Source organism: Constrictibacter sp. MBR-5, from assembly GCF_040549485.1.
Taxonomy (GTDB): Bacteria; Pseudomonadota; Alphaproteobacteria; order JAJUGE01; family JAJUGE01; genus Constrictibacter.
Genome location: NZ_JBEPTK010000004.1, coordinates 1 through 25,315, shown reverse-complemented (window position 1 = coordinate 25,315; position 25,315 = coordinate 1). Strand labels below are relative to the sequence as shown.

At 51.2% G+C, this 25,315-nt stretch carries 28 protein-coding genes and 1 tRNA gene; 19 read left to right on the top strand and 10 right to left on the bottom strand.

The window, feature by feature from the left end; translation table 11 throughout:
* Positions 1-79: 79 nt before the first annotated feature.
* Complete coding sequence (locus ABIE65_RS10095) at positions 80-571, bottom strand: hypothetical protein (protein ID WP_354077464.1); 492 nt, start codon at positions 569-571, stop codon at positions 80-82.
* Positions 568-726, bottom strand: coding sequence for a hypothetical protein (locus ABIE65_RS10090; protein WP_354077463.1), 159 nt, complete (start codon positions 724-726; stop codon positions 568-570). Before ABIE65_RS10090 ends, ABIE65_RS10095 begins: the two co-directional genes overlap by 4 nt.
* A 437-nt stretch (positions 727-1,163) precedes the next feature.
* On the opposite strand from ABIE65_RS10090, the gene ABIE65_RS10085 reads away from it, so the two are divergent.
* Genes ABIE65_RS10085 through ABIE65_RS10060 form a run of 6 tightly spaced genes read left to right on the top strand, consistent with a single transcriptional unit; the run spans position 1,164 to position 11,895 of the window.
* Positions 1,164-1,685, top strand: a complete 522-nt coding sequence (locus tag ABIE65_RS10085) for an HNH endonuclease (protein WP_354077462.1) — start codon at positions 1,164-1,166, stop codon at positions 1,683-1,685.
* Positions 1,686-1,732: 47 nt separating this feature from the next.
* Positions 1,733-2,227, top strand: a complete 495-nt coding sequence (locus ABIE65_RS10080; protein WP_354077461.1) for a hypothetical protein — start codon at positions 1,733-1,735, stop codon at positions 2,225-2,227.
* Positions 2,228-2,248: 21 nt separating this feature from the next.
* Positions 2,249-5,005: a lysozyme family protein gene (locus tag ABIE65_RS10075; protein ID WP_354077459.1), complete on the top strand. Its 2,757-nt coding sequence runs from the start codon at positions 2,249-2,251 to the stop codon at positions 5,003-5,005.
* A 3-nt stretch (positions 5,006-5,008) separates the two neighbouring features.
* Positions 5,009-6,805: a hypothetical protein gene (locus ABIE65_RS10070; protein WP_354077458.1), complete on the top strand. Its 1,797-nt coding sequence runs from the start codon at positions 5,009-5,011 to the stop codon at positions 6,803-6,805.
* Positions 6,806-6,807: 2 nt separating this feature from the next.
* Positions 6,808-9,291, top strand: coding sequence for a hypothetical protein (locus ABIE65_RS10065; RefSeq protein ID WP_354077457.1), 2,484 nt, complete (start codon positions 6,808-6,810; stop codon positions 9,289-9,291).
* Positions 9,292-9,327: 36 nt separating this feature from the next.
* Positions 9,328-11,895: a hypothetical protein gene (locus ABIE65_RS10060; protein ID WP_354077455.1), complete on the top strand. Its 2,568-nt coding sequence runs from the start codon at positions 9,328-9,330 to the stop codon at positions 11,893-11,895.
* A 187-nt stretch (positions 11,896-12,082) separates the two neighbouring features.
* Here the strand turns inward: ABIE65_RS10060 and ABIE65_RS10055 are convergent, their stop codons facing one another.
* The 4 genes from ABIE65_RS10055 to ABIE65_RS10040 all read right to left on the bottom strand — a co-directional run bounded on the left by ABIE65_RS10055 (position 12,083) and on the right by ABIE65_RS10040 (position 16,644).
* Positions 12,083-12,520, bottom strand: coding sequence for a hypothetical protein (locus ABIE65_RS10055; protein ID WP_354077453.1), 438 nt, complete (start codon positions 12,518-12,520; stop codon positions 12,083-12,085).
* 78 nt (positions 12,521-12,598) lie between these two features.
* Positions 12,599-14,158 carry a phage terminase large subunit gene (terL, locus tag ABIE65_RS10050; RefSeq protein ID WP_354077452.1) on the bottom strand — a complete coding sequence of 520 codons (1,560 nt, stop codon included), beginning with the start codon at positions 14,156-14,158 and terminating at the stop codon, positions 12,599-12,601.
* Positions 14,151-14,609 carry a hypothetical protein gene (locus ABIE65_RS10045; RefSeq protein ID WP_354077451.1) on the bottom strand — a complete coding sequence of 153 codons (459 nt, stop codon included), beginning with the start codon at positions 14,607-14,609 and terminating at the stop codon, positions 14,151-14,153. The genes terL and ABIE65_RS10045 overlap by 8 nt, the downstream gene beginning before the upstream one ends.
* 535 nt (positions 14,610-15,144) lie before the next feature.
* A complete protein-coding gene (locus tag ABIE65_RS10040) occupies positions 15,145-16,644 on the bottom strand; it encodes a DUF6538 domain-containing protein (protein WP_354077450.1) in 1,500 nt (499 codons plus the stop codon).
* A 76-nt stretch (positions 16,645-16,720) separates the two neighbouring features.
* Here ABIE65_RS10040 and ABIE65_RS10035 point away from each other — a divergent pair, with 76 nt between their 5' ends.
* The gene (locus ABIE65_RS10035) at positions 16,721-17,167 is read left to right on the top strand and encodes an HNH endonuclease (protein WP_354077449.1); all 447 of its coding nucleotides are present in this window, start codon (positions 16,721-16,723) and stop codon (positions 17,165-17,167) included.
* Positions 17,168-17,274: 107 nt separating this feature from the next.
* On the opposite strand, the gene ABIE65_RS10030 is transcribed toward ABIE65_RS10035, so the two are convergent.
* The 4 genes from ABIE65_RS10030 to ABIE65_RS10015 form a co-directional block, all read right to left on the bottom strand.
* A tRNA-Sec gene (locus ABIE65_RS10030) sits at positions 17,275-17,372 on the bottom strand.
* A 72-nt stretch (positions 17,373-17,444) separates the two neighbouring features.
* Positions 17,445-17,894 (bottom strand): hypothetical protein, encoded by a 450-nt coding sequence (locus ABIE65_RS10025; protein WP_354077448.1) that lies wholly within the window; start codon positions 17,892-17,894, stop codon positions 17,445-17,447.
* Positions 17,895-17,937: 43 nt separating this feature from the next.
* Positions 17,938-19,092, bottom strand: coding sequence for a site-specific integrase (locus tag ABIE65_RS10020; RefSeq protein WP_354077446.1), 1,155 nt, complete (start codon positions 19,090-19,092; stop codon positions 17,938-17,940).
* A complete protein-coding gene (locus ABIE65_RS10015) occupies positions 19,085-19,708 on the bottom strand; it encodes a hypothetical protein (RefSeq protein WP_354077445.1) in 624 nt (207 codons plus the stop codon). Before ABIE65_RS10015 ends, ABIE65_RS10020 begins: the two co-directional genes overlap by 8 nt.
* Positions 19,709-19,833: 125 nt before the next feature.
* Between ABIE65_RS10015 and ABIE65_RS10010 the strand changes: the two genes are divergently transcribed.
* From ABIE65_RS10010 to ABIE65_RS09955, 12 genes are all read left to right on the top strand, one after another.
* A complete protein-coding gene (locus ABIE65_RS10010; RefSeq protein WP_354077443.1) occupies positions 19,834-20,022 on the top strand; it encodes a helix-turn-helix domain-containing protein in 189 nt (62 codons plus the stop codon).
* 172 nt (positions 20,023-20,194) lie between these two features.
* Positions 20,195-20,956 carry a hypothetical protein gene (locus ABIE65_RS10005; RefSeq protein WP_354077441.1) on the top strand — a complete coding sequence of 254 codons (762 nt, stop codon included), beginning with the start codon at positions 20,195-20,197 and terminating at the stop codon, positions 20,954-20,956.
* Positions 20,865-21,713 carry a hypothetical protein gene (locus ABIE65_RS10000; protein ID WP_354077440.1) on the top strand — a complete coding sequence of 283 codons (849 nt, stop codon included), beginning with the start codon at positions 20,865-20,867 and terminating at the stop codon, positions 21,711-21,713. Before ABIE65_RS10005 ends, ABIE65_RS10000 begins: the two co-directional genes overlap by 92 nt.
* Positions 21,714-21,723: 10 nt before the next feature.
* Complete coding sequence (locus ABIE65_RS09995) at positions 21,724-21,921, top strand: hypothetical protein (protein ID WP_354077439.1); 198 nt, start codon at positions 21,724-21,726, stop codon at positions 21,919-21,921.
* Between the two features lie 499 nt (positions 21,922-22,420).
* Positions 22,421-22,717, top strand: a complete 297-nt coding sequence (locus ABIE65_RS09990; protein WP_354077438.1) for a P27 family phage terminase small subunit — start codon at positions 22,421-22,423, stop codon at positions 22,715-22,717.
* 4 nt (positions 22,718-22,721) lie between these two features.
* Positions 22,722-22,931 carry a hypothetical protein gene (locus ABIE65_RS09985; protein WP_354077437.1) on the top strand — a complete coding sequence of 70 codons (210 nt, stop codon included), beginning with the start codon at positions 22,722-22,724 and terminating at the stop codon, positions 22,929-22,931.
* Positions 22,932-22,992: 61 nt separating this feature from the next.
* Entirely contained in the window at positions 22,993-23,526 is a 534-nt protein-coding gene (locus tag ABIE65_RS09980; RefSeq protein WP_354077436.1) for a hypothetical protein, read from the top strand.
* A complete protein-coding gene (locus ABIE65_RS09975; protein ID WP_354077435.1) occupies positions 23,523-24,203 on the top strand; it encodes an ATP-dependent Clp protease proteolytic subunit in 681 nt (226 codons plus the stop codon). The genes ABIE65_RS09980 and ABIE65_RS09975 overlap by 4 nt, the downstream gene beginning before the upstream one ends.
* Positions 24,200-24,379, top strand: a complete 180-nt coding sequence (locus ABIE65_RS09970; protein WP_354077434.1) for a hypothetical protein — start codon at positions 24,200-24,202, stop codon at positions 24,377-24,379. The genes ABIE65_RS09975 and ABIE65_RS09970 overlap by 4 nt, the downstream gene beginning before the upstream one ends.
* Positions 24,369-24,572, top strand: a complete 204-nt coding sequence (locus tag ABIE65_RS09965) for a hypothetical protein (RefSeq protein WP_354077433.1) — start codon at positions 24,369-24,371, stop codon at positions 24,570-24,572. Before ABIE65_RS09970 ends, ABIE65_RS09965 begins: the two co-directional genes overlap by 11 nt.
* Entirely contained in the window at positions 24,569-24,931 is a 363-nt protein-coding gene (locus tag ABIE65_RS09960) for a hypothetical protein (protein ID WP_354077432.1), read from the top strand. Before ABIE65_RS09965 ends, ABIE65_RS09960 begins: the two co-directional genes overlap by 4 nt.
* Before the next feature lie 13 nt (positions 24,932-24,944).
* On the top strand, positions 24,945-25,315 hold a 371-nt coding region (locus tag ABIE65_RS09955), incomplete at its 3' end, for a hypothetical protein (protein ID WP_354077431.1).

The following is a 25,315-nucleotide window of genomic DNA, read 5'->3' as shown; positions in this document are numbered from 1 at the left end:
CAAAAAAAACAACCAACTTTGATGCCCGGCTAACATCAGTTATTATATTTACGTTAGGTATGTAGAAAACGTGTAAGTTTCAACTTGATTCGCGTGACCATTTCTTCATGTATGCGGTAGTCTCCATCTCATTCTGTACTCGTTCAATTTCCGCAGGCGAATGGTTTCCTGGTCTAATGACATGAATACGTACCTTGCCGTTCTCAGGATTGGTAGACAAAGCGCCAAATTGTATACCATTATTTTCATCTTGTGTGATGTATCCGTTATCAACCATGTACCACAGAAGAGCCGTTGCCATTGTCACCATTTTTATGTGTGTCGTGGTGTCTGTGGTTACACCTTTTTCATATAGAATAAAGCATTCGATAAATTTCTCTAGCATATCGAAACAATTGCCCTTGCTGCTTGCCTGCATTCTTCCGCGTAGAAATTCGACATCATTAATAAATGCATTGCGTTGTTTAGCCGGGACTTTGTTATCAATGCTAAACGAAAATCCATTTTCCTTATCGGCTTGGTATGAAGCGGATATTGACGTAATTTCAAGACCATTAATTTTCATATTCATTCCCCCTCTTTCATCATTTTTTTAACAGGATACCAAAGCATTGCAATTCCCATGATAAGCATGATGAAGATTGCTTTTGGTGCAAAGAGAGCCGTAAACGTTAGCACTCCTAAGAATGCTGCGATGGTTAGTGCGAGTTTCATATATTTGTTCATGTCAGTTCCCTTTCTGTCGTTTGGCGAAAGTGCCGGTCTTAATCTATGTGCTGTTCTCAAAAAAACAAACGCCAGATGGTGAAAGGGAATAAACCATCTGGCGTAGTCAGGAGTGACAAGAAAACGATTTGGAGAATGAACAAGTTCTCACATTCTATTTATGGTTATACATCAAAAACGCAAGCAATAGTTAAATAAATGAAAGAGGAAACCGAATATGCACAACGCACTAGAACAAGTCAAAAAGCTATATGAAGAACTGGAACGTTTAAATATCGACCACGTACATATGAACCGGATATCATGACAGAGTTAAGACTGTACGACCCTGATACATATAAAAAACTGAGGGAAATCAACGGCTGAACACCATTTTTGGTGAATCTCTCTAAATAGTTTTAGGTAGGAATACCTAGAACAAAAAGGGAGATAAGAAAATGATTTGTAAAATTTGTAATAATGAGTTTGAAGCCACTTATAAAACAGCCGGTCATGTGTGCAAGCCGTGTCATATCGAATTGGTAAAGAAAAACACCAAACTAAAAAAGCTTGCTTTAGAAGCAATTCAAAATATTAAGTACGCCGAGATTGATGGCTGTCACGTTGTAAAAACTAGATATATTAAAAGAAAGGTACTAGGTGCTAATTTGTATGTTCACAGATTGATTGCACGATTTGTCAAAGGTTTAAACATTCGTGGAAAAGTGGTTTGTCATAGCTGCGATAATCCACAATGCATCAATCCAGATCATCTATTTGTTGGAAGTTATAAGGATAATTCCAAAGATGCAGCTAAAAAGGGCCATATCAGAAAGTGGGTATTGAGAGATAATATTGCTGACATTCGTAAACGTTTGAAGGCTGGTGAAACCATTGCATCGATTGCCGCTGAGTATGGGGTTTATGATACTGCGGTCTGGAAAATAAAGCATGGTGTGAGCTATGCAAACATTTCCTAAATAATAGAAATATTAGGAGATTCTGTTCCGTGTGTGGATTACCCGCCATGATTGCATTAACAGCAATATCGACAATCGCTTCCATTGCGTCCACTAACTCAGCGGCTAAGGCGGAAGCGAACGCCATCAACGATAGGGCACGTATGGAGCGTGACGCATACCACTTGCGTAGCGCGGACAGATCCAGGGAAGCCGCTAGGGCCAGAGGTTCGGCAATCGCCAACTTTGCGGCATCTGGCGGTGACGCCTTCATCGGTACAGATCCGGTTCTAGACGATCAGGAAAAAGAATATTCATACGAACAGTTCAACGATAGGTTCAATACGAGAGCAACCGTTGATAGTTTGAATACGTCCGCTAAGAACACCGTTAAAGCCGCTGGTCAAAAGAACCTGGGCACAATATTAAGTGCCGGTAAAAGCATGGCTAGTTCCGGTGTGGGGGACAGTTGGTTTAGTTCCGGTTCCAGTAATTTGGGAAGAATAGGTTACTCGTCTGGTATCGTTGACAGTAAATCAGGCCGTATGGTTGGCGGTGTTTGATAGGAAAGGAAATAAAAACATATGGCAAAAGTAGATATCAAAACAGCGCGTCCATTTCAATTAGGCAGCGTACCGTTTCCAAGACAGGTACCAGATGCATCGCCAATATTCGATGATCTTTCGAATGCATTTATGAAAGAAGCTACTGAGATTGTAGAAAAGGAATCATTTGATAGAGGTTTAGACGAGCAAACCAATTCACCTAACGCGGTCGAAGAAAAGTCCGGCTTCCTTGGTATGCGTACCAATGCGAGTGAGGCTTATAATAAGGGGGCTCGATTGGCATTCCTTAGCCAAAAGCAAGTGGAATTAGATAAGTCACTATCAGAAATTTACAGAAGCAACTTTCATAATCCTGCGGAACTCGATAAAAAAACGTTAGAATTTAGAAATCAATTCATATCATCTGTTCCTCAGAGATATAGAAGCGAAGTTCTTTTAAAAACGAATGAAAAGATTGCGGCTATCGGTAACAAGGCGAATGAAGAGAACTTCAAGCTTGATATTGAGAGACAATCAGCGGTTATCACGACACGTATAACAGATTTGAATAACGAAATTTCCTCATTGGCTTTGGATTATTCCACAAATCGTTCACGTATCGAGGAATTGAAAAGAGACAGAGACGAATTGTTAGCGCAAGCCACTGGTGAACGTGACGGTGTGCCGCTTATCAGTCCCAAGGCGGCGGCTGCGTACAAGGATAACGAAAGAGAATCCACAACTATTAATGCTGTTATGGGTGAATTCTCAAAACTCAAAACGATTGAGGAAAAAGAGGAATTTAGAAAGTCCGTTCTATCAGGTTTCTTGAAAACGCCTGATACATCGAATTCAGATACATTAGTTGATAAGATTATCGGTGTAGAGAGTGGCGGTAAGGCCGATGCTAAGAACCCTAACTCGTCTGCTACAGGAGCGGGCCAGTTCATAGAAGCCACGTGGCTTGATATGATGGGCAAATATGCACCGCAGATGGTGCAAGGCAAAAGCCGTGAAGAAATCCTAGCATTAAGGAATGACCCTGCATTATCCAGGGATATGACAATTCGTTATGCGGAAGAGAACAAAAGAAAACTTTCCGAAGCTGGTATCACTCCTACAGATAGTAACGTTTACCTAGCTCATTTCCTTGGGCCAGCCGGTGCAATCGACATTCTTAAAAAGGATGATGGGCAACAATTGAATAATGTTTTGCCGTCTACGGTTCTCAACGCAAACCCATTCCTTAAGGGTAAAAGCGTTGGTGATCTAAAGGAATGGTCTGCTAACAAGATGGGTGACGGATCTTCACAACCTGGGATATCTGAAAAGATATTGGGCAAAATGTCTGGCGGTGTTTCATATCGAGTTAGCGAAAAGATGGCTAATGAGATTGAACAGCAAATGAACCGTGAACTTGCCGCAGCTAAAGCCGCAAGGAAGGAACAGCTTTCACGATATGAAGACGACATGACGAATAAAATTGTAGCTTACGAAAAGACCGGTGTCGGTAGAGACGAAATTGTTAGAGGTATCGCAACCGGTGTGAACCTTGGTTCTGACAAGATCAATGATTTCGCAATGCGAGCGGAAGCGGCTGATATCGCTTTCGGTTTGGCTAACAGTGACGACATGACGGCAGAACGAATGCAGGTAGCACATGATGATTTACGTCAAAGAATGGTTGAAGGCGAAGTTGATCCTTATAGAGGAATGTTAATCACGGAAGCCATTCAAAAACAAATTGATGCGAGACGTAAAGCGGAAGAAGACGGAACCATACCTGAATACGAATCAGCTAGAGGGAGAACGGCTAACCCCATCGTGCCGCATGATTTCTCAAACCCGGACATGGCTAAGGATGCCAGATATTCACGTACAGCGGTAACAAGTGATCCTTCACAAATCATATCTGCGGATGACGTTAAGAGATTTAAAAATGAATGGGAAGTTGCGGACCTAGGCGAACGTAGAACTAAGGTTGAATACATTAAGAACCTTACAAACGGTGATCCTAAGTTAGTAAACTCAGTTGTTAAAAGAGTTGCTAAGGAACAGCCTTCCGTTGCTCTTATGATGAAGATGGCAGCTAGTGACAATATGGAAGAACAGAATGCGTTCAATATCATATTGGAAGGTAGAACTTGGTTGGATAATAACAAAGGTTTGATCCGTGATGAAGCTGGTATCAAGAGAGTTATCAATTCAAAGATAACTTCTATAGTTCCTGATAGAACCGGTGGAAGGGGAACCGCTGCATACAATGATTTGGTATGGTCCGCTTATGCAAAACTTTCCTTGGATGCGGGCATCGATCCAGACGAGAAAGATTACGATGAAGGCATATTAGATAGTGCGGTTGCTTTGGTATTCGGTACGGATGATATGAGTATGAGAACCGGTGTCGGTTCATTCGATATCATACCTTACAAATACGGCGCTTCTGTTTCTGAAATGGAAGATGAGTTTAAAGATTTCACTGACACTGATTTGATTGGAATGAATGGCGGTGCAAACCCGGTTGATGACAGAGGAATTGTTAGAAACGCTTCATGGATTTACAATCATTCTAAACTTGTTCCTCTTTATGACGATGGCGAAGGTATCGTTTATGGATTGGAGTACAGAGATTCGTTAGGTAATCCGAAGATTATTAAGAAACAAGAAAGCCGTGATCCATTCATTGTAAGATTCGGAACGCTTTTGGGTAAAGTGGAATATGATAGAAAGTGGTCTGCGCTTGGTTTCGTAAGTGAATCGGGTGAAAGAAAATATGATAATCAACCGGAAGAATAATGAATGTTTTGGAATAACACAGAAGAACTATTAAGACGTGACGAAACAACTAAATCAGGTGCGGCACCGGTAACAATCGGTGAAAGCTTCTCGCCTATATGGGAGAAAACGTTCATCGATACTTCTTGGTCGGAAGGCGGAAGGGTTGATAAGTTATACGGGGAACAGGCGGAAATATTAAAGGAAAGGAATATTGATATAGAATTTCCTATTGATGCATGGAAGCGTTCATTTGGTGAATATGAAGCGGTCCCATTTGCTCAAAGAGGTTTATTCAATTCACCTGAGCAAATGAGGGAAAGCGATCAACAAAGATTGAAAGAATATAATGAAAGAATTGCACAATTAAGGAACGATAATCCCGATCTATCGAATCTTAAAACCATCGATGATTTGCAACATGAAATGTACAAGGAGCAAGAACGAAAAGAAAAGGCATATAATGAGGCAACGGAAGGCGGTCATTGGTCTGGCAACCTTATCAATGAGACGATAGCCGGAACTGCTGCGATGTTCACGGAACCAACCCAAGTCATGATCATGGCAGGTGCGGCTACGCTTGCGGTTGCATCTGGCGGACTCTCGATACCTGCCACCTTGGGAATCCTGACAGCGGAAGCCGGGCTTACGGCTGCGGATCAGTACCGAATTTCTAAGGGTCTAGAACGCGGTCGTGTTCGTTCGGGCATGACCTGGGCGGAAGCGGAAGCCGCGACCACTAGCGAGGCTATAGGGGCCGGTGTGGGTACGCTTGCTCTAGGTGCCGCTCCTATCGCCTTGGGCGCGGGATTGCGTCGCCTTGGAAGGGCAGGGAGGGAGGTTATCCGAAACCGATACAGGGGATTGGACGAACCAACCGCCACCAAATTTCGTGAAGACGTAAGGGTTTCATTGGATGAACGTATTGATATAGATCCTGAAATTCGTTTGAAAGCGATTGATGATGTTATCAAGATCGCTGAAACAAGGGCACCTAGTAACCAACTAACCGAACTACAGGTGTTGCGTGAACGTGTTGAACTGGAAGCCTCTAGACCGGAAGGCATGTCACTCGAAACGCATAGAGCTAACATTCAGAAGATGGCTGCGCAAATGCAAGAGGAAGAACCTAACATTGAGAATATGATAATTACCGAAGATGAATATAAAATATCTGACGAATTCTCATTCTCGGTTTCAGAACCAAACCCATTCAAACCAATAGACGAATTAACGTTCCTTACTGATGCCGAAAAACAGGAACTAAAGACATTATTAGATAATGCAGACAATGGGATAGTTGAGCCTTTGTCATTGCGTCAACAATCGTTGAACGACAAGATATCGCGTATCCAGAAGCTAGAAGCGGAAGGAAATGAAACTCAGGTATTGCGTGAAAAATATGAAGTCAGAAGAGAGTTCCGTGATTTACCGGTTATTGATAAAGGAATATATGAAGAGTTTGCCAACGGTGACATTAAATTGCGTGAAGGTAACTTAGAAAAGAGACAGGCGTATTCGAATTTCCTTAATAAGGTGGGGGAATCTAGAGCCGCTGAAAGAATGGCAACATTCAATGAGGTAAACAATTTCGAAACCGTAAGACAAAGCGTTAGAGACTATTTCGCGAAAGCAAACAAATGGGATGAACCTATGTATACAAAGTTTGCCGAAGAATTTGCTATGAAATACAAGGGGCAGAAAGTTATTGATCCTATGACTGGTGAAGAAGTGTTAGCTGATAAATTCTTCACTGACTTAAAGGAAGACATAGATACCTTAGATGACGTATTAAGCTGCATAGTGGGGCAAGCAACATGAATATGAACTGTTTGGACAATTCCAAGGTAAGACAAAGCATAAGAGACGAAGTTAAGGAACTAACCGATCAATATATTAGAGATAATGGATTGGTTGGCGAACTTGAAATCCGCAATGCATTGAAGATTGTAACAGAGAAAGAGAAGTTTAAGCGTCTTAAACAGAGACAAGAAACCGTTGATACCATTGCGAAAACCGAAGGATGGATTGAAAGGATTAAGGCGCATCCTAAAGAATATGCAGCTAACTATCTGATTGAGCGTGACCCATTTGGAAAGCTTAATGATCAAGGTAACTATATGGATTATAAGGCGTCCATTGAACGTGACTTGGTTTCATCGATTGCGGATAACATAGCTCCGTATAGAGACAAATGGTTGCCTAGCATCCTAGAGCCGTTGACAACCTGGGGCATCAAGGAACGTAAGCGAGTAAGTAGCGAATTCATTAACGCACTATCGGGAAAAGGAACCAAAGACGTAGAGGCTTTAGCGTATGCCGAAGCTTGGAAAAAGTTAGCGGCAACTTCGCATGACATGATGACGAAAGCCGGAATAGATGTAGGTGAAATAAAGAATTACAAGATGCAGCATTTGGATTGGAATAAGCTTTATGAAGGCAAAAAGCTTATGGTGCAGAAGGATGAATTCGTTGATTACATGTTTGTAAGAATTGATAGAACAAAGAACAACCCGCTAACACAACAGCCTTGGACGGATCACGAATTACGTATGGCATTAGGTACGTATCATGAATTCCTTAAAAATGGTGCAAGGAAGTTCGACGGTAATTCATTCGGTGCAACCGGTTTGAACCATTCTCATTCACGTGTCTTTCATTACACCGACGAAGCTTGGCCCGAAATCATGGAACGTTTCGGACCTGATGACATGATTTCAGGGATATTCGGTTATCTGCATTCCGTCGCTAGTGACATTGCGGAAGTTAAGATATTCGGACCAAAGCCAGCCGCAGGAAGACGACAAATAGCAAGCTGGTTGAGAAGTCAAGGAAGGGACAAATCCGCTCAACAATTCGAACAGACATGGAATGTGGCTAGTCATTCGAACATAACTGGTCCAAGAAATATTGATGATTGGGTGAATTGGGGAAAGACAGGCAGCGTTGCCAGAACCGGAACAAGTGCTCTCCTACTTGGTTCGTCTGTGATTTCATCTGTGTTCGGTGATCCGATTAACAGCATAGCTAGAGGTTTTGCTAATGATATAAACCCGTTCAAAACAATTAGTATCGCTATGAAGACGGTAAAGAACAAAGAAGAAATGTTTGAATTCCTAGCAGATCAAAAGATAGTTCATGAATCCGCATTCAATGCTACGTCAAATATGTTGATCCGTTTAGGTGCGGAAGGCGGCGGCTTCAACAAAGTTAATCAGAAATTTTCTCAGGTGATTACCGCTACTGGTATGCCTCAGTTCTCAGAAGCTATGAGGCAAGCCTATGAAACCTCATTGCGTGCAAAACTCGGACGTGTCTGGGGTATGGATTGGGAAAGCATGGGTAAGAAAAACCCTAACTTACAAACTCAGTTGCGTGACTCAGGTATCACAGAAGATGCATGGAATAATGTTAGCGGAAAGGTACCAACGAAATCATATGACCATTTCAAAGGGGAAAAGTTCATTGATCTAGATGGATTAAAAGCAAGGGATGCAGAGTTTGCAGATAAGCTTATGGTTTATCTAACTGGTGAATCTAGACAAGCCGTTATATTTGATAATGCCCATGCTGATAGATTGATGATGCGTCATATTCAATCTGGTACCGCTGCTGGCGAGATGGTGCGATATGGCGGACAGTTCATGAAGTATGGTGCTTCCTCATATCAAGCTATCTGGAAACCGATGATAAGCTATAGAAGAGGTAACATTTCTGGCGGTGTAAAAGCGAAGATGCTTGCAACAATGGTTCTTAGTGGAATGGTTCTCGGTGTGATTAATTCATGGTCACGTGAGTTAGCAAGGGGACAAACACCTACACCGTTGGTGAATGATAAAGGGGAATTCAATTATGATTTCTTCTTAATGAGCCTTGGGAGACAGGACGTTATCCCAATCATGGGAACAGCAATCATGCATATCATGGGAATCGATAGCCCGGCTAAGGTTGCTGCATTCGTGCAAGGTGAAGAACTTGGACCAAGGGCCACTCAGTTAGCCACACTCGCTAAACTCACTCCGGTTACAAACGTAATGTATGATTTGTTGAAAGAAATTGTTGTAGATCCTATAGCTTCTGGTTTTGATACGGAAGAACTTAGCCAAGCTGGCGGAAAGATTTCTAAGTACGGAAGAAGCGTTGTAGGTCTTAATAATTTCTATGCGGAATTGGCAACACGTAAGTTGGTTGATGATACCATTGAGCGAGTTATCGATGCGAATGCATGGGAAAGAAAGCAAAGAGCAAGAAAGAGATACCTAAAGAAAGCCGGTCGTGAAGATTGGGTAGATGAATGGTTTAGGTAATTGCATAAATAATGAAAAGAACGTGAGGCAAAAAATGTGGCTATTGAAAATAATGTAACACGTGTTCAATACATAAGTTCTGGGCAAGCGTCATTCTCTTATCCGTTTGAGATATTTGAAAAAGACGACATAGTTGTTTATGTTGATGGAACACTAAAGGTTAGAGGAACAGATTATAACGTTACCGGTGAAGGTGAAGATAATGGCGGAACCGTAACATTCATAACAGATCACGTGCCATCTTCAGGTGCGGTCATTGTTATGTATCGTGAAATCCCAACGGTAAGAACTATCGATTATCAGGAAGAAGGCGCATACCGTGCGGTAAACATTAATGAAGATATCGATAGATTGTGGATGAAGCTTCAAGAGCATAACAGGGATATTGACAGATCGTTAAAGTTAGAAATCACAGATACATCCGGAGAATTGGAGATACCAACGCAGAGAGCGAACAAAATATTCGGATTTGACGCAGCCTCCGATGTTAAATTATATACACCAGCGACGATAGGACAGGGAATTACTACCGTTGAGTTGGAATCGGTTGAAGAATTAACGCTATTAGAATTAGCGGAATCGCCAAGCCATGTCTTATTAAAAGGGTATTATACACCGGGCGACGGCGGCGAAGGTATGTATTATAAGGACGGAACCGATAACTCGACGGTATCAGAGCGTTTCGACAGTACCGGAAGATTTACTGTAGTTGATAACAATGGTAATCGTTGGAAGCAGTTAAGTGGGTCGTCCTGCTATAATTTTTCCCAGATCGGTATGCGTACCGGTGCAGGGAACGCAAGTTCCAATACAACTAAACTCAATGCACTGATCGCCAGCACATCGGCATCCATCTCGCTTATGATCGGTTTCGAAACCTACTATTTCGATAGTTCAATCATCGGTAGAAGCAATGTGAGCATTGAGGGGATTGATCCGTATAGTAGTATTCTTCACTTCGGCACGCCAAGCGGATTCGTATTGATGGTATTTAACGGGACTCTTGCCAACCCATTAACTGGCGTTCGGCTTCGTAATTTTGGACTGAAGCAGACTGCACGAGCCAATAACGGAACATATGCAGGGATCTACTTTAATTCGGTCCACGATAGCCTCATTGAGAACATCGTCGGCACCAATATTGATGATCGGACGGTATGGGCACTGGATTGTGACAACACATCGTTCCGCAATATTAAGCACATCAATGAGATTGTGGTGGATTACGAAGCGGAAAGAGGCGGCGGCGTCATAAGCATGGATGGATGCAATAATTGTATACTTGATGGTGCCTACGGAGAAATGACCGGTATTGCCTACACCGTCGCCGCCAACGACGGAACTATTCCTATTACTTTCGACGGGTCGAGCGATGTTGATCCTGTAACAGATTCAATCACCCTGACGGCGCATGGGCGTGCGCAGGGCGAGGTAATGAGGTACGACAATGGAGGGGGTACTTCCATTGGAGGGCTCACCCATGATGTTTATTATTGGCTTGTAGCGTTGAACGAGAACGCGATTCGAGTGGCTTCTTCACATTATAATGCAATCAGAGGCATATATATCGATATAACAGCCGATGGCGTTGGGGCTTCTCACAAGTTTCATCTCAGCGACAACAGAAGCTCGTCGGGGCGTTTGGCGACAGAAGCGACTGGTAACGTTTTGGAGAATTTCAGTGCATATAAATTATGGAGTCATGGATTAACGTCAAATGGTTGTCATGGCAACATATATAGCAACATGCATTTTGAACTGTATGAAGGGGACGAAATAACCCGTATTGCGGTCCAGCACAAAGATGATAGTTCCGGTAACGACGCATTTTCAAATACATATAATAATATTACAGTAATTGATTTCCACACTGCGGCGGGTGCACAAGATGGTAGCAAGGCGGTATGGAATAACATTAACGCGATTCGTTGCGTAAAAGGATTCTTCTCTAATAATGGAGACGATCATCAAGTTACCAATCTTACTATTAAAGAACTGCCAACTAATGGTATTGCTGTAGATTTTAATGGTTCCGATGATTGTTCTGTTAATAATCTCAAAGTCGAAATTGCTGCGGGAGCAACTTCAACTACTATGGTGAAGCTCGTTGATAGCGATCGTTTCACTATTGACAATTATCATGTAATTGGTGCCATTGCGACTAGCTTTGATATCGCTTCGAATTGCTTAGATCCTTTTATCGGATCACGTGGGCGGACAGGTGGAGGAACGTTTACGAACGCCTCAACTTCGCTTCGAACTGGATTGCAATATACGGCGGTTCTCGATATGAGAACTGTCAATTTCGTTCCCGTATATACTGCCCGAGTTGGACAGATAGTTGCAATAATAACAGAGCAGGTAGTTGTGGTGCCAAGTGGCGGTACTCCTAGCTTAAGTAGTGGTTTTATTTCAACCGCAGCGGCAGTAAATGATGATTCAGTGGTGGCTAATCACAATCTTGCTGTGGCGACTCTGGGTGCTTTAAATACACCAACTATTGCGGCTCGTGATCCAGGAACAAACGTTCTTGTAACTGTGTCAAATAAAACAGCACTAACTACTGGTCTACTGTTCTATACGTTTCATACAATCCCACGATAAGCGTGTCGTATGAGGTGGCAGTCGGGGCAGGTCGTCCCTGTTACCCGTATTTCGAGAACGCTGTAGCCGCGCCAATCTTCAATCTGGGTAGGCTCGTGGCTGCATCGATCCTGGGACCATAGAGACAAAAAGAGAGGGGAGCCGTGATAGCTCCCCTCATTCTTGTGTGCCGAATGTGACCGCTAGGCTATGCGGCTTTCTTGCGTCCTGTACGACCCTTAAGCCGTGCACCGATAGCGTCGGCAGCTTCGGTGATCGGTTCCCTCAATTCGTTGTCCGCCGCGTTCCTGATGGCTTCAAACGCCTGTTTCACGTTCTCCAGCGTCGGGCCAGCTTCCACAGTGCCGCGACCATCGATCAGGAGGTTCGTGTTCCCGTACTTCAACGTGATGTACCAGACGCCACCCTTGCGGAAGTAGGCCAGACGCACCTTGCGTCCCTTATTCGTCATGGGCAGGGGCTTACCTGCCAACTCCAGTTCAACGAATTCTAGCTGTTTGTCGATTCCGCCTTTGAAGTTGGCGATAGGGTCTTTCTGTACCGCTGCATTCCCGATGGGCTTTGCCTCAGTGACCAGTTTGAAACCGGCAAGCATGGGCTGCGAGGAAGCGGGAGCCTTAGCCATAACCTAGAACCTCCATATGAACCGTACCGAAACGGATAGCAGCATGATTCCGGTATGAATGTCAAACAGGAATGTGGGTTATGAACCTAGGGTGTATCGGTTGATAATATTATTTCCCATTTCCGAATTTCCGAAACCGTGACGAATTGCAGGAGCCTTATGAGCTTGGCTTTTAACCCCTGGAAGATGCATGATCGCACCGGTTAAGGCGTCGATACAGTCATCTTTCGTTGAATAAGGATGATGCTTCACTTCCATAAGAAAATGCGGGTGAGAACGGACATGAGGCGGAATATATAAACGTCCAAAGCTGATAACCGGTTGTAATGTGTCAGTGATAAGTTTCTTTTTGTTTTGAGAGCTTGTTCTGTTGACAGTGTGAACCTTGATCTTCTGTTGAACCGCCTTCGCATATACCGCCAATTCGCTAGGCAATGTCTTAATGAAGTTGCTTTCTATGTAAATCTCCCGGCAATGATATCTCTTCATCGCAGCTAAGACAGAACGAAATTGCTTTTCAAATGGACGTTCCAACGTTAGATCGGCTTCCGGCAACGTGACTATATCCAATACGTAAATGTCGTTATTATCCATCATGGCAGCTATAGCTAGTACTGACCTATCCCCATAAGATTGACCTAGCGCACTATCCCAATAACCGACAATCTTTCTTACAGACAATTCACCAATGCTGATTTTCGGATTACCAAAGGCGGTTCTCTCGAAATCACTTTCTCTAAGGTCTAGCTTGTAATTCCTGATAGCGGTTGGTTCTAGTACAGAGTCCGTGACTGTTGACGGAATCAACATGTACTGAGACATGTAGAAGCCGGTACTAGAGTTTCGTCTAGTCGTCTGTAGTCGCTCGATAGATACCACTTCCGGCCAGATTGGTTCGCCAGGGTAAGCGGAGAAATCGCCATCTAACCACTTAGGCGAAGGTGGGGAGCCGTCTTTATAAGGCGTTTGTGTTAGCCAATGAAAATCAGAATGTTCACGTAGATGTTCATATAGACTTTCTTCATGATGCGGTGTGCCAACTACAAGCATTCTGTTCTGAGATACAGAAAGCAAATGAGAAAACTTACGTTTCAAATCTTCACGGCTTTTGGAAGTCTGTACGTTCTTTTCGGATTCAGCATCATCAATGATTGAAATATCAGCGTGGGCACCGGCTAAGGATGAACCGATAGAAAGAACACGGCATGTAGGAGCAAGATCAACCTTGCTTCTGATTACCGTAAAGTTGTTCTTTCGCCATGTGCTGCGTAATAGTTGGCTGGTTTCCGAACTGGCATTGTAGCGTTTTAAGTTTTCTTTTGTAGGAGCTAAGTGTTTCGTTAAAGGGTGTGTCTCAATAACTTCCTTAATGAACCTAGCTCTTTCAGTGGCCAAGTTACCTTCGGCAGATACTATAACCGCAGTGAAGTTTGCATCTAAGTAAATCTTCCAAGCGACATATAATGAAATGATATAAGATTTACCGGACTCACGAAATGCGTAAATGATTCTTCTGTCATATACACCTTCGGTAGTCTCAATAAAATTTATGAAGCGTTCATGTATTTCAGGAACATCATATCCGCATAATTCATTCCATATAAAAACGAATTCATAAAACGTGCATTTATCATCCATTATCCTTTTTTCTCAATTTTGCTCTTGCTTCTTCAATAATAGACATACCTTCTTGCTGCAATTTCATAGCGGCTTTGATATTCTCTTTACCGGAAATAATACCTCTGTCGTCTTTCTGGAAATCAGCGCAAAGGATTTTAGATAACTGGCGTATGTTCAAAGCATATTGACGTTTGGTAATCGCCATGGATTGAAGCATCTTATTGTATTGCATAACCTGTGTAGGTGTAGCGTCCGGTCCTGGGCGTGGGGGGATCTGGTTCTCTACGTCGATATAAGCCAATGCCTCACTAATGTTATCTTTCCAGAACTGCAACGCTATGGATTTTGCCTTATTCAAATTCTTCCTAAGAACTTCATTGGGATCTTGATACTTGTTTCTAAGTCCCTTACGAGTGGTTCGTTTCTTTTTCAGATGCGCTAAATGTTCCGCTTTCTCTTTATTGTCCATCATCAATCTCCTTTTCAGTTGAGTCGCGTCTACTTTTCATGAATTCATTAACCTGTTTCTTAAGTTCATTCGCATATTGCAGGTTATTATCTGCATCATTGCGTTTGGCTTCTAGGAATTTTCTTATCTCTTGGTACGTCATAGTCTCAAAATCCATAATAAAATACCCATTATTTCGTATCCTTATTTATACGATTTGTAATAAAGTGTCGCATATGTGTCGGGAATGCGAAATAAAGTTTATGTATCGATAGGGGTAAATAGTTATATGTTCTAGAAATGGGTAAGTGCTATGAGTGGTTGGGCGGATTTTTTAAAAGTGATATTCGATAATAGCGGAAAGGCAATGACGTTTGTATTGTTCGTTATGTTTATCGTTATGTTCGGATTAATGATTGTCGGATTTCTAGAAGTGAAATGCGAGAAATGTGGAACGTATATAGAAAAGGAGTATCAGCTAGAGCAATCGCTGATACCCCTTACTAATGATCCATTCGTGACAGTTATTGTTTTGCCAGATGGAAAGAAACAGGTTTCAAACGATAGGAAATCTGAGTTTGCCTATAGCCTCAGAGAGAACCGTTAAGGGGTAATCGCCATAGCTACCGCCAACGTTCGCAGGGGTATGACCGGTTAGCCTGTCATGTACCTCTGTCATGATGCCAGCTTCACGGCACCGTTCTTTGAAGGCGTGACGGAATGAGTGGAACACCTTACGGCTATCTTCAATGCCAACCGTTCGCCTAGCGTACTTGTTATACCACTTACTAAACGTAGCAGTCAGAGAACCATTCACATTAGGTTTCAGATTGGGGAACAGCTTTGTTCCGTCCAATGACTTCACGTAATCCATAAACCCTAGCTCTAGCAAATCTGCATGAAGCGGCACGAACCGCTTAGAGCTATGAGTCTTAAGACTCCTATCTTCTCCATTGTTATGGATATCAAGATATATGATGCCGTTTTGGTTCTTGATATCGGCTATATCAGATTGCCCCAATTCCTCCAATCGTGCGCCTGTATACATGGCGAGTACCGTTAGCCAATAGCGTTCGGCTGTAGCCTTGTCGTTCTTATGGACAGACACGGCAGCAATGATTTTCTGCATATCTTCCGGTGTGTAAGCGATGCGGGCTTTATCGCTACCTTTCTCACTCACTGAAAGCCGGGCAGATGGGTTGATTTCCATATAGCCATTGTTAACCCCCCAATTAAAAATGATACCGATATAACCAAGGTACTTGTTAACTGTCTTAGCTGAAACTTTCTGATAGCCGGGTGCCTGGGAAGCAATCACTTCCGACATTGACATACGCAATTGTTCGCCGCGAATAATCTTAGGCATATTAATGAGGCGGTCTTTAAACTCCCTCATTAATGCCTTATCAATATCCTTAACATTCATGTTGCCGAATTCCTTAACGAACCGTTCAACGTTCATCGTGAATTCGTGAGCCGTCTGTTTGCCTGGGTTGCGTTCGGCTTTCCACTTATTCAAAAGGTCCGTTATCGTAATAACAACCGGTGCTTTTTTCTCAATTTCAGTTTTGGGGAACGTTTGCCGATAGGTTTCCCATAGGGGAGTCTTGCCGGTAGCAGTTCCGAACACCTCGATAGCCATACGCATTGAACGCTTATGGAACCGATCATAATCAAATTCGGAAAGGGATATGCCTTTCTCTTTTATGAATGCATTGATTGAAGAAACTAATTCATCATCGGTTTTTATGAACGTACCCTTTTCGAGGTACGTATCCATATTTTCCATATCATATTGAAAATATAGCCATTCGATAGCTAGGGCGGCTATTTCTTTGTCGGTTCGTGCAGACGCTTGGCGGGCTTGCTGTAGCTGGTTCTCTACGTCCATAGCTACGGCTAGAGCCGCAATCTTCGCCTGTCCGGGTGCCTTGGTTTTGAGGCTCCTACGGATTTCAGTACGTCCTAACGTCTCCCTCAGTTCGGGAGGGATAACCTTACGATAGTAGTACATGCCGGTGCGGCGGTCTTTGTAGACGTTGGTGTATATGGACATATTTTACCTTTCTGAGTGGAATGTTAGACGAGTGGGATAAATATAATTGTTATGTTAATAATTGAGGAAAGGTTTTGTGTATGGATTTAATAACAAAATTCAGATTGATAAAGAAACTGGTTGTTGGAATTGGATTGGGTATAAGGATAAAGACGGATATGGAAAGGCAAAGGTAGATGGTAAATTCCTTAGAATGCATAGATTGTCTTATATGATGCAAAATGGAATTGAAGACCTTCCGGCTACCGTTCTCGTAAGGCATTCTTGCGACAATCCAGCGTGTTGCAACCCGGAACACTTGTTGTCAGGAGATAAACAAGACAACAGCAACGATATGAAGGAACGCAAACGACAAACATTAGGAGAACGGAACCCGAATTCTCGGCTTACCGAATCGGACGTACTAGAAATTAGGAAGCTGATTGCGGAAGGCATGAGGCAACAAGCGGTTGCGGACAGATACGGCGTTAGCAACCAAACGGTGAGCGCCATTCACAAGCGGCACCGATGGGCGCACCTATGATTCTGCCGTCCTAGACCTGCCCAAACAAGCGGCAATTTGGATGCATCAACCGGCTATGGATGCATCCAAGTGGCCTAAGCTATTGATAATCCACTCAAAAAGGGGTCTGGCGGAAGGGAGTGGGGGTCGAACCCACCAGGGAACGGCCTGCGCCCCCTCACTGGTTTTGAAGACCAGGCGCCCCACCGGGGTGCGTTTCCCTTCCGTCGTTCGGTTTCAACACCTTAGCGGAAGCGGGCAAGGTAGCAAGAGGCCGATTGCCACCCGATTGCCACCCTCAGCTTCCGGGTTGTTCTTCAGCGGCCTTTTCGGGCGGCACCGCCCTGTTCAACTCGACCATGAGAGCCCACAGACGTGCGGCGAGATCGCGCACCTGATCCACGTCCGGGCTTACTGGAGTGTCCCTATTGAGCCGCAGCTCGGCGCCGGCGCGGGTGCGGAACACGAAGCTATGGATGTAGGCGCCGCGATCCCGGCCGGCCGCCTCGATGCGGGCGAGCAGATCCTTGAACGCGGCCTCGTCGGGCTTCGCCGCGGCGGAGCCGGGGAAGATCTTCGCCGCGATCTGGCACTTCGCCTTCCATGTGTTTCGGTTCTTCTGGGCGAGCTCCATTCCGGCGTCCCAGCCGCCGCCATGCAGTCGCTTGATTACCAGGTGCAGGACATGCTCCAGCGCGGTCGACGCCGTCGCGACCTCGCCGATCGCGGCCAGCAGATCGCGGTCCAAGCCGGACGTGACGATGGTGCCTCTCTCGACCATGCGCGGCGCCTCAGCTTTCCAGGACCTTGCGCAGCGCCTCGTCTATCCGGGCGGCGGCGTCTTCCTGCATGCCTGGGATGGCGTGGCTGTAGACGTCCATCGTCACCGACACTGAGGCGTGCCCGGCGCGCTCGGATGCGATCTTCGGGTGGACGCCGGCGCGCAGCAGCTCGGTGAAGTGCGTGTGCCGCAGCGCGTGGAAGGTGACCGGCCGGACCTTCGCCCGCTCGACCAGTTCGGCGAACCGCCGCGAGAAGGTGTGCGGGTTCGTGGGCTCACCGGTGACCTGGGGGAAGACGAGGGCCGCCGCGTCGCGACCGAGGCCAAGCTGCAGCCGCTCCGCCGCCTGCCGCGCCCGGTGCGCCCGGAGCACTTCCACGACGGATCCCGACAAGGCGATCGTCCGCCGGCTGCGCTTCGTCTTCGGCGCCTTGAACCGCAAACCGGCTTCCGTTTGTTCGAGGCTCTGCGCGACCGTCATCACGCCGCGGTCGAGGTCGAGGTCCGACCAGCGCAACGCCAGTACCTCGCCGCGTCGGAGGCCGGTGGCCAGCGTGACGAAGATCGGCATATGCAGGCGCGTCCCGGCGGCCGCCTTCAGCAGCGCCGCAGCTTCCTCCGGCGCGAGGACCTCGATCTCCTGCCGCTCGACCTTGGGCGCCGACACGTCTTCCACGGGGTTTGTCGCGATCAACCGCAACGCCCTGGCGCGCTTCATGGCAACGTTGAGCGCACGGTCGTGGTGGCGGACCGTCTGGGCAGAGAGCCCACCCTTGCCATCGCGTCGGCCGGAGACGAGCGCCTCCGAGTAGTAGCTCTGGATATGCACCGGGGCGAGCTTGGCCAGCAGGTGCGACCCGAGGGCCGGGACAAGGTGTTTCGTGACGATTATGTGATAGCGCTCATAGGTGGTCGGGCTCACGGCCGCCTTGGCTTCCTTCAGCCACTCGACCAGCCACTCGGCGACCGTCATCTTGCCAGGATCGACGTGCGTCCCGGAATCGACCGTCGTCAGCAGCCGCCGCAGTTCCTTCTGCGCGTCGCGCTTCGTCCCCTTCACCGTTTTGAACTTCGTGATCCGCTTGCCCGTCTGCGGATCGCGGCCGAGGTCGTACTTGACCTCCCAGCTGCCGGGGCTGCGCTGGCGGACCGAGCCTTCAGCCATTGCTATGGCTCCCCTCCGCAATCCGATTGGCAGCCGGGCCAAGCAGGTCGCGGACCTCGCCGCCGAACTTGATCAGAGACGCCGTCGGTCCCCGGTCGGGAGAATGCACGGCGAGAAGGGCAGTGCGGGCAAAGCTTTCGCCGACGTTGAGCATCGACGACTTAATCGGATCGGGAAGCTTCGTAATAGAATGAGGTGGCGCCGGCTCGCCCTCCGGCCTTACCGCCTCGATCACTGTGACCGCAGCCTTAGCCGCCTGCTCGAAAGCCCACGGACGGTCCATCCAACCTTCTGCGGCTTCCAGTGTCGGCTCGATCGAAAAGGCGGCAGAACGGCTGCTGTCCCTCATGACCTTGCCGAGAAGCAAAAGAAGACCGGCGAGTTGGCGACCATAAATCTGCTCAAGTGTCTCAGGAAGCATTTCTTTCTGCTCGAGCAGGCGATCGAGTTGTCGCTCAATTTCTTCGCTCAGCGAGCGCCCGTGTTCCTCCGCTCGGTCCTGCAACGCTGCCTTCAATGCGTCGCTCATCCGGATGGTCACGTTGTTCCTGCGCTTCGCTGCATCGGGATTTGCGGGCCGCCCCCGTTTCCGACCGGGCTTTGCTTGGTCAACCATCTGCCATCCCTTCTTATCCGATTTAGTCACGTGATATCCCGTGAAAAAACCTTTGTCAAGGACGGGGTGGCGTGGTAACGGTGATTAAGTCACGGGTTTTCGCGTGATTAAACAGGAGATGGCAGGTGAGCGAGAACAACACCGCACTCTATACCCCGGAGGAGGCGCGCCAGATCCTCCGCCTATCTCGCAATGGCATCTATGAGGCCATCGCGCGGGGCGAGGTGCCGCATATCCGCATCGGCCGGAAAATCCTCGTGCCGCGACTTCAGCTTGAGCGAATGATCAATGGTGCCGCGCCCGCGGCTGCCTGAGGTGGGCCCAAAACAGAAAGCGCCCCCGCGGGACCGCCGTCCCCGGGAGCGCTTCGGAAAAGTCGACGCGGGCAAGCTCGACGCTCCGGAAAATGCCACCGAGGCGCGCCAACCGCAAGGCGCATGGTCGCGCCGTAGCTTCGGCCTTGGACCCGGCGGAGCGGCGTAGCCGATGGCGCACACCCTGCTCGCCCAATGGCGGTTCATTCAGCGCGTCCAGCTTGATCCGGATCTCGGCGACATAGACCGCCGCGTCGCCTTCATGCTGCTCGACAAGTACGACGCTGCGGAGGGCTTCGCCTGGCCGTCGCAGGAATGGCTTGCCCTGCAAATCGGCGTAACCGATCGCGCCGTGCGCAGTGCGGTGCAACGTCTGATAGCTGGCGGCTGGTTCAGTCAGGTGAGGCGTGGGCGCGGTCCAGGCGTCTCCAGCCACTACGTCCCGAACATGGAGAACAGGAACGACGGTTCCCTATCTTACCGCCCCCTAAACAGGAACGACGGTTCCTCATCTCCAGCAGAGAACAGGAACAGCCGTTCCAGAGAACAGGAACAGCCGTTCCGGGAGAACAGGAACAGCCGTTCCGCCAAGACCTCTTATAGTAAACCGCCTAGTAAACCGCCTATGAGAGAGGGCGCTTCCGCGCCCCGCGGCACCCGCATTCCCCCCGATATGGATTTGCCCGACGAGTGGTCCGCTTGGGCCATCGAGCAGGGCCACCGCGACCCGGGCGCAGCCTGGGACCGCTTCCGCGACCACTGGCTTGCCGCTTCCGGAGCGAAGGGCGTGAAGGCCGATTGGTCGGCGACATGGCGCAACTGGATCCGGAAGGACTTGGAAGATGCACGCACTCGCCCTGCCCGGCGGACCTCTGGCGGTACGGCCGGGCTCTTTGCCGCCTTCGGCGCAGCGGCTGCTCGCCGTCGAGATTGAGAGCACTCACTGGTCGGCGACTACGCCGACGGGCGAACTGGCGATGCGCGCATTCGGGCATCTGCCGGTGCAGCCGATCACGGAAGCGGTTCGCGCCGACGCCGAGGACGCCGCACGGTGGCTGGAGGCCAACCGGGCACCCGCCGGCCGGGAGTTCGTCGCGGCGCAGTTGGCGCGCCTCGCACTGCACTTCCCGCGCCGGGACCTTGATGAGCAGGGCATGCAGTTGGTCGCGGCTGACCTGATCGACGAGCTGCAGCGCTTCCCCACATGGGCACTCGCCGCGGCGTGCCAGTCCTGGCTGCGCACCGAGAAGTTCTGGCCGCGGCTGAGCGAGCTGCTCGAGAAGATCCACGACGAGATGTTCTCCTGGCGCGATATGACCGAGGGACTCGGCGCCAAGCTCAAGGCGATCGCCGACGCCGATGCGCTCGGCGTGACGTCGAGGGCCGAAGCGCTGGCGCGGGCCGATGCGCGGCTTGCACGGCACGTCGAGGACGCCGTGAAGCGGTGGCGGCCATACCTCGTCGGCGAGGAGAGCCCGCAGCGGACGGCATGGCAGTACGAGGCCCACGCCCGCGAGATCGGGGAGGATGAGCTACGGGCCCGGCTCGACCGGATCCGCGCCGAGCGGCTGACCGGCGCGGACCGCGCGTGCATGCTGGCCCACGGGAAGACGCAGGCGGAGTGGGATGCGGAACTTCCGCCCAAGCTCCGCGACATGAGGCGCCGGCGCGCCATGATGGCGGCCGGCTGATGGCACGCCGATGAAGGCCCGCCGCACCCTGATGGCCACGTCGAACCGCACCCGCGCGAGCCGCCGCCTGATGGCCGCATGGCGCAACGCGCAGGCGCCGATCGCGGTCCGGCCGACGACCGAGCCGACCGACGCCGAGCCGGCGCAGTTCGACATGCTCGACCAGGCCGAGCACCAGGGCAGCGACGACCAGGACCGGCGGCGATGACCGGGCCGGGGGCAGGGCAGAGTCTGGGGTGCCGAAGGGCGCGAACCGGCGGGTGGGAAATCTTCCGCAAAGCCAGATTAACATTCTGGGCTGCTCAATGTGGCTTCGGCACGCGGAATTGCAGATTGGCGCTTCGGCTTGCCCAACCTGCAATCGGCCGAGGCTGCGGAGGCCATGGGCGCCGACCGGCGGCTGCAGGGGGCCCGGGGGCGGGTGAAGACCTGGGGCCGGCTACCTTGCCAACCGGTGTGGGCTCATCCACGCATTTTATTTTCGCCGCCGATATTTTGCCGGAAATTGGTCGTTTCGGCCGAAAAACTCGGCACTTCCGGCCGCATCGAGGCGCACTCGCCCGCCGCGGAACCGCACAAATCCGCCAATCTGGCGCATGGGGCCGCATCTGCCCGCCCGTCGCGACACTGCATCGGAAATCAATCACTGCGCCGATCCGCGCCCTATGCGGCCGTCGGCGCGCCATCTCATGCCGGAGACGCACCCCATGAGCATCCGTCGCCCGAAGCCGCCCGCGCACCTCTCGCCGGCCGCTGCAGCATGGTTCGCCCGGATCTGCCGGGAGCACGACGTCCGCCCCGGCGGCGAGGCGATTCTCACGCTGGCGGCGGAGCTGCTGGACAGGATCGCCGCCGCGCGGGCCGCTCTCGCCGAGCATGGGCTGGTCCACGTCGACCGCGCTGGCAACCCAAGGCCGCGGCCGGAGATCGCGATCGAGCGCGACGCGCGGCGCGACCTGATCGCGCTATGCGACCGGCTCGGCATCGAGCAGTGGGAGCTATGACGCCATGCCGCTCACCAACGCCGAGCGGCAGGCGCGCCATCGGATGCGCGATGCCCTGGGGCTCGTCTGCATCCGCATCGAGGTGGACGAGTTCGCGCTGGCCGACTTCCTCGTGTCCACGGGGCGGCTCACCGAAGCCGAAGTCCTGCGGCCGGCGCTCGTGGCGCAGGCCGTGGCCGACCTCGTCGCGCAGGCGATCCGACACGAAAAGTAACGTCGTTACGGGCCGCTGCCGCGCGCGCGTGCTCCAATCGGCTGCATCGAAGGAGAGCCACATGATGTTCGACCGCAACCGCCTTCCCGACATCGCCGTCGACCCTGCGATCGACGCGCCGTCGCCGGCCGCCATCGCCGCAAGCGTGAAGCGGCCCGCCGCCCTGATCGAGGCCGAAGCGAATAGCCGCCGGCTTCGCGATGCGCGCGAACTGGCTCACGAAGAGGCGCGGGCACTGGTAGGCAACCGCGGCGACATGCGCACCGGCCGGGCCGCGGAAGTGCGCATCGCCGAGTTGGAAGCCGCCCGCCTCGAACTGGAGCGGCAGATCAACGCCGCCCGCCCGGCGCTGCTGGCGCTTCGTCGGGAGCATGCAGCCCGGGTGCGCAAGGCGCTGGAGCCGGCGATGCGCCAGGCTGCTACCGTCGCGGTCCGCGCCATCGCCGAATTGACGGCGGCCCTGACCACGCTGGAGGCGGCCGAAGTCGAAATCAACCGGCCGATCGGCGGCGCCCGTGATCGGCACTGGCGCATCCCGCAGGGGCTTGGCGCGCTGGAGAACGCCGCCCGCCGTGCCGCCGCGAGGGCGAAGTGACGACGCCCGCGATCATGTCGCGGCTCGCGGCGAGGATGCCGGCGGCGGCGGTGGGCGTGCCGATCGGCGGCGTGCCGGAGATCCTTGCCCGCCGCCTGGGGCTGACGTCGCCGAAGGACCGAGCCGCAGCGACGCTCGCCGCCGTCCGGTGCACGCTCGCATCGGCGCTCCCGGCATCGGCTCCGGTGCTGCGCCTGGCCGGCGAGATCGGCCCCGACTGCCCTATCAGCCTCGCGCGTGTCGAGAAGTTCTTGGCCGGCATCGGGCCGCAGGCTGGCTTCCGGATCCGGCTCACGTCCGAAGGCGGCAGCGTCGTGGAGGCCGAGCGGATCGCCGCCCGCATCCGCGCCCATCGCGGCGCCGTCGAGGCTCACGTCCCGATCAAGGCGCACTCGGCCGCGGGGCTGATCCTCGCCGCCGCCGACCGGCGCACGGCCGCACCCGGCGCGCGACTTCTCCTGCATCATGCCACGCTCGACCCGCCCCGCGGCCGGATGACCGCCGCGCGGCTCACGGCGCTCGCGAACCTGACCGCCGCCGCCGACCAGCGCATCGCCGCGGCCCTGGCGGGCACCGGCATGCCGAAATCGGCGGTGGCGCAGTGCGTGGCGCGCGGAGCCGAGCTGACTGCCGTGCAGGCGCACAATCTGGGGCTCGTGGACGAGGTGAAGGCGTGACCAAACGACTGAGCGGAGAGGCGAAGATCTGGGCGGAGATGACCGACATGGTCGTCCGCATCAAGGCGCTGGAGGAGGCCATCGGGCTCACGCCCGAATCGGCTGAAATCCTCGCCAAGCTTGAGGCGCAGCACGGCGCGGCATCCCGGCCGGCGGCGGCACCAGATGGCCGGTGACCTGAACAGCCGCCTTACGGCGCTGGTGGGAGCACTGACCGATCGCCTGCTCGACGTCGAGGCGAGGCTCGCGACCGCCGAGCGGGCCGTCGGTATCGATCCGGCCGCGGCGGCGGCAGGCGCCAAGGCGGCGCGCGAGAACGCCGCCGCCAAGCCGGCGAAGCGGATCGGGCGAAGGACGACCAAGGAATGAGCAGCAAGTCCGGTGTGCGACCCGGCGCGGTCCAGTTGGCAGGTGACCGCGGCTCATCGAACAACAGCCAACAGCGTGCGGGCGGACAACGCTCCGGGGCCGCCGTGGCGCGCACCGACGCGGCCGGCCGGGCTCCGAACCCGGCCGGCGGCGCGACATGGGCGGAGGACATGAAGGACACGCTCTTCGACCTCGCGATGGCGCATGGCGAGGAGGCGATGCAAACGGTCGGGCGGGCGCTCGACCTCCTGGCCGCGGAGCTGGGCCGCGAGGTGTACCAAGAGGAAGCCGAGATGATCATCGGCGCCGTCGCCCGGTACTTCGCGGCGCCCGATGCGCCTTCGATGAAGTTGCACTAAGAGGGCACCCAGCATGAACCAGGCCGTCGAAATTCTCGACCTGACGATCGACGCGCGAGGCGCCGAAGCGGGGGCGCAGGCCTTTACGGCCGCGGTGGACCGGGCCGCCGCCGGCGCCGAACGTGGGGCGCAGGCCGTCACGGGCTTGAACGTGGCGCTCCGCGACGAGGCCGACGCCGCCGCCAAGGCGCGGCAGGCGGCCGACCCGCTGGTGATCACCATGGAGCGCGTCGGCACCAGTTCGACCGCCGTCGAGCGGGCGCTGGAGCGGGTGAAAGCGCAGGCAGATCCGCTCTATCGGGCGCAGCAGCGATTGACGCAGCAGACCGACGTTCTGGACCGCGCCTTCCGCCAGGGACTCATTGCCGAGGAGGAGAAGTCGCG

What these genes read in the sequence shown, in the direction of transcription:
- ABIE65_RS10070 (WP_354077458.1), top strand. Translation starts at nt 5,009, where the DNA reads ATGTTTTGGAATAACACAGAAGAACTATTAAGACGTGACGAAACAACT.
- ABIE65_RS10005 (WP_354077441.1), top strand. Translation starts at nt 20,195, where the DNA reads ATGGCGCACACCCTGCTCGCCCAATGGCGGTTCATTCAGCGCGTCCAG.
- ABIE65_RS10040 (WP_354077450.1), bottom strand. Translation starts at nt 16,644, where the DNA reads ATGTCCATATACACCAACGTCTACAAAGACCGCCGCACCGGCATGTAC.
- ABIE65_RS10090 (WP_354077463.1), bottom strand. Translation starts at nt 726, where the DNA reads ATGAACAAATATATGAAACTCGCACTAACCATCGCAGCATTCTTAGGA.
- ABIE65_RS09980 (WP_354077436.1), top strand. Translation starts at nt 22,993, where the DNA reads ATGATGTTCGACCGCAACCGCCTTCCCGACATCGCCGTCGACCCTGCG.
- ABIE65_RS09965 (WP_354077433.1), top strand. Translation starts at nt 24,369, where the DNA reads ATGGCCGGTGACCTGAACAGCCGCCTTACGGCGCTGGTGGGAGCACTG.
- ABIE65_RS10055 (WP_354077453.1), bottom strand. Translation starts at nt 12,520, where the DNA reads ATGGCTAAGGCTCCCGCTTCCTCGCAGCCCATGCTTGCCGGTTTCAAA.
- ABIE65_RS10065 (WP_354077457.1), top strand. Translation starts at nt 6,808, where the DNA reads ATGAACTGTTTGGACAATTCCAAGGTAAGACAAAGCATAAGAGACGAA.
- ABIE65_RS10080 (WP_354077461.1), top strand. Translation starts at nt 1,733, where the DNA reads ATGATTGCATTAACAGCAATATCGACAATCGCTTCCATTGCGTCCACT.
- ABIE65_RS09995 (WP_354077439.1), top strand. Translation starts at nt 21,724, where the DNA reads ATGAAGGCCCGCCGCACCCTGATGGCCACGTCGAACCGCACCCGCGCG.
- ABIE65_RS10000 (WP_354077440.1), top strand. Translation starts at nt 20,865, where the DNA reads ATGCACGCACTCGCCCTGCCCGGCGGACCTCTGGCGGTACGGCCGGGC.
- ABIE65_RS10075 (WP_354077459.1), top strand. Translation starts at nt 2,249, where the DNA reads ATGGCAAAAGTAGATATCAAAACAGCGCGTCCATTTCAATTAGGCAGC.
- ABIE65_RS10095 (WP_354077464.1), bottom strand. Translation starts at nt 571, where the DNA reads ATGAATATGAAAATTAATGGTCTTGAAATTACGTCAATATCCGCTTCA.
- terL (WP_354077452.1), bottom strand. Translation starts at nt 14,158, where the DNA reads ATGGATGATAAATGCACGTTTTATGAATTCGTTTTTATATGGAATGAA.
- ABIE65_RS10020 (WP_354077446.1), bottom strand. Translation starts at nt 19,092, where the DNA reads ATGGCTGAAGGCTCGGTCCGCCAGCGCAGCCCCGGCAGCTGGGAGGTC.
- ABIE65_RS09990 (WP_354077438.1), top strand. Translation starts at nt 22,421, where the DNA reads ATGAGCATCCGTCGCCCGAAGCCGCCCGCGCACCTCTCGCCGGCCGCT.
- ABIE65_RS10085 (WP_354077462.1), top strand. Translation starts at nt 1,164, where the DNA reads ATGATTTGTAAAATTTGTAATAATGAGTTTGAAGCCACTTATAAAACA.
- ABIE65_RS10015 (WP_354077445.1), bottom strand. Translation starts at nt 19,708, where the DNA reads ATGGTTGACCAAGCAAAGCCCGGTCGGAAACGGGGGCGGCCCGCAAAT.
- ABIE65_RS09985 (WP_354077437.1), top strand. Translation starts at nt 22,722, where the DNA reads ATGCCGCTCACCAACGCCGAGCGGCAGGCGCGCCATCGGATGCGCGAT.
- ABIE65_RS10045 (WP_354077451.1), bottom strand. Translation starts at nt 14,609, where the DNA reads ATGGACAATAAAGAGAAAGCGGAACATTTAGCGCATCTGAAAAAGAAA.
- ABIE65_RS09960 (WP_354077432.1), top strand. Translation starts at nt 24,569, where the DNA reads ATGAGCAGCAAGTCCGGTGTGCGACCCGGCGCGGTCCAGTTGGCAGGT.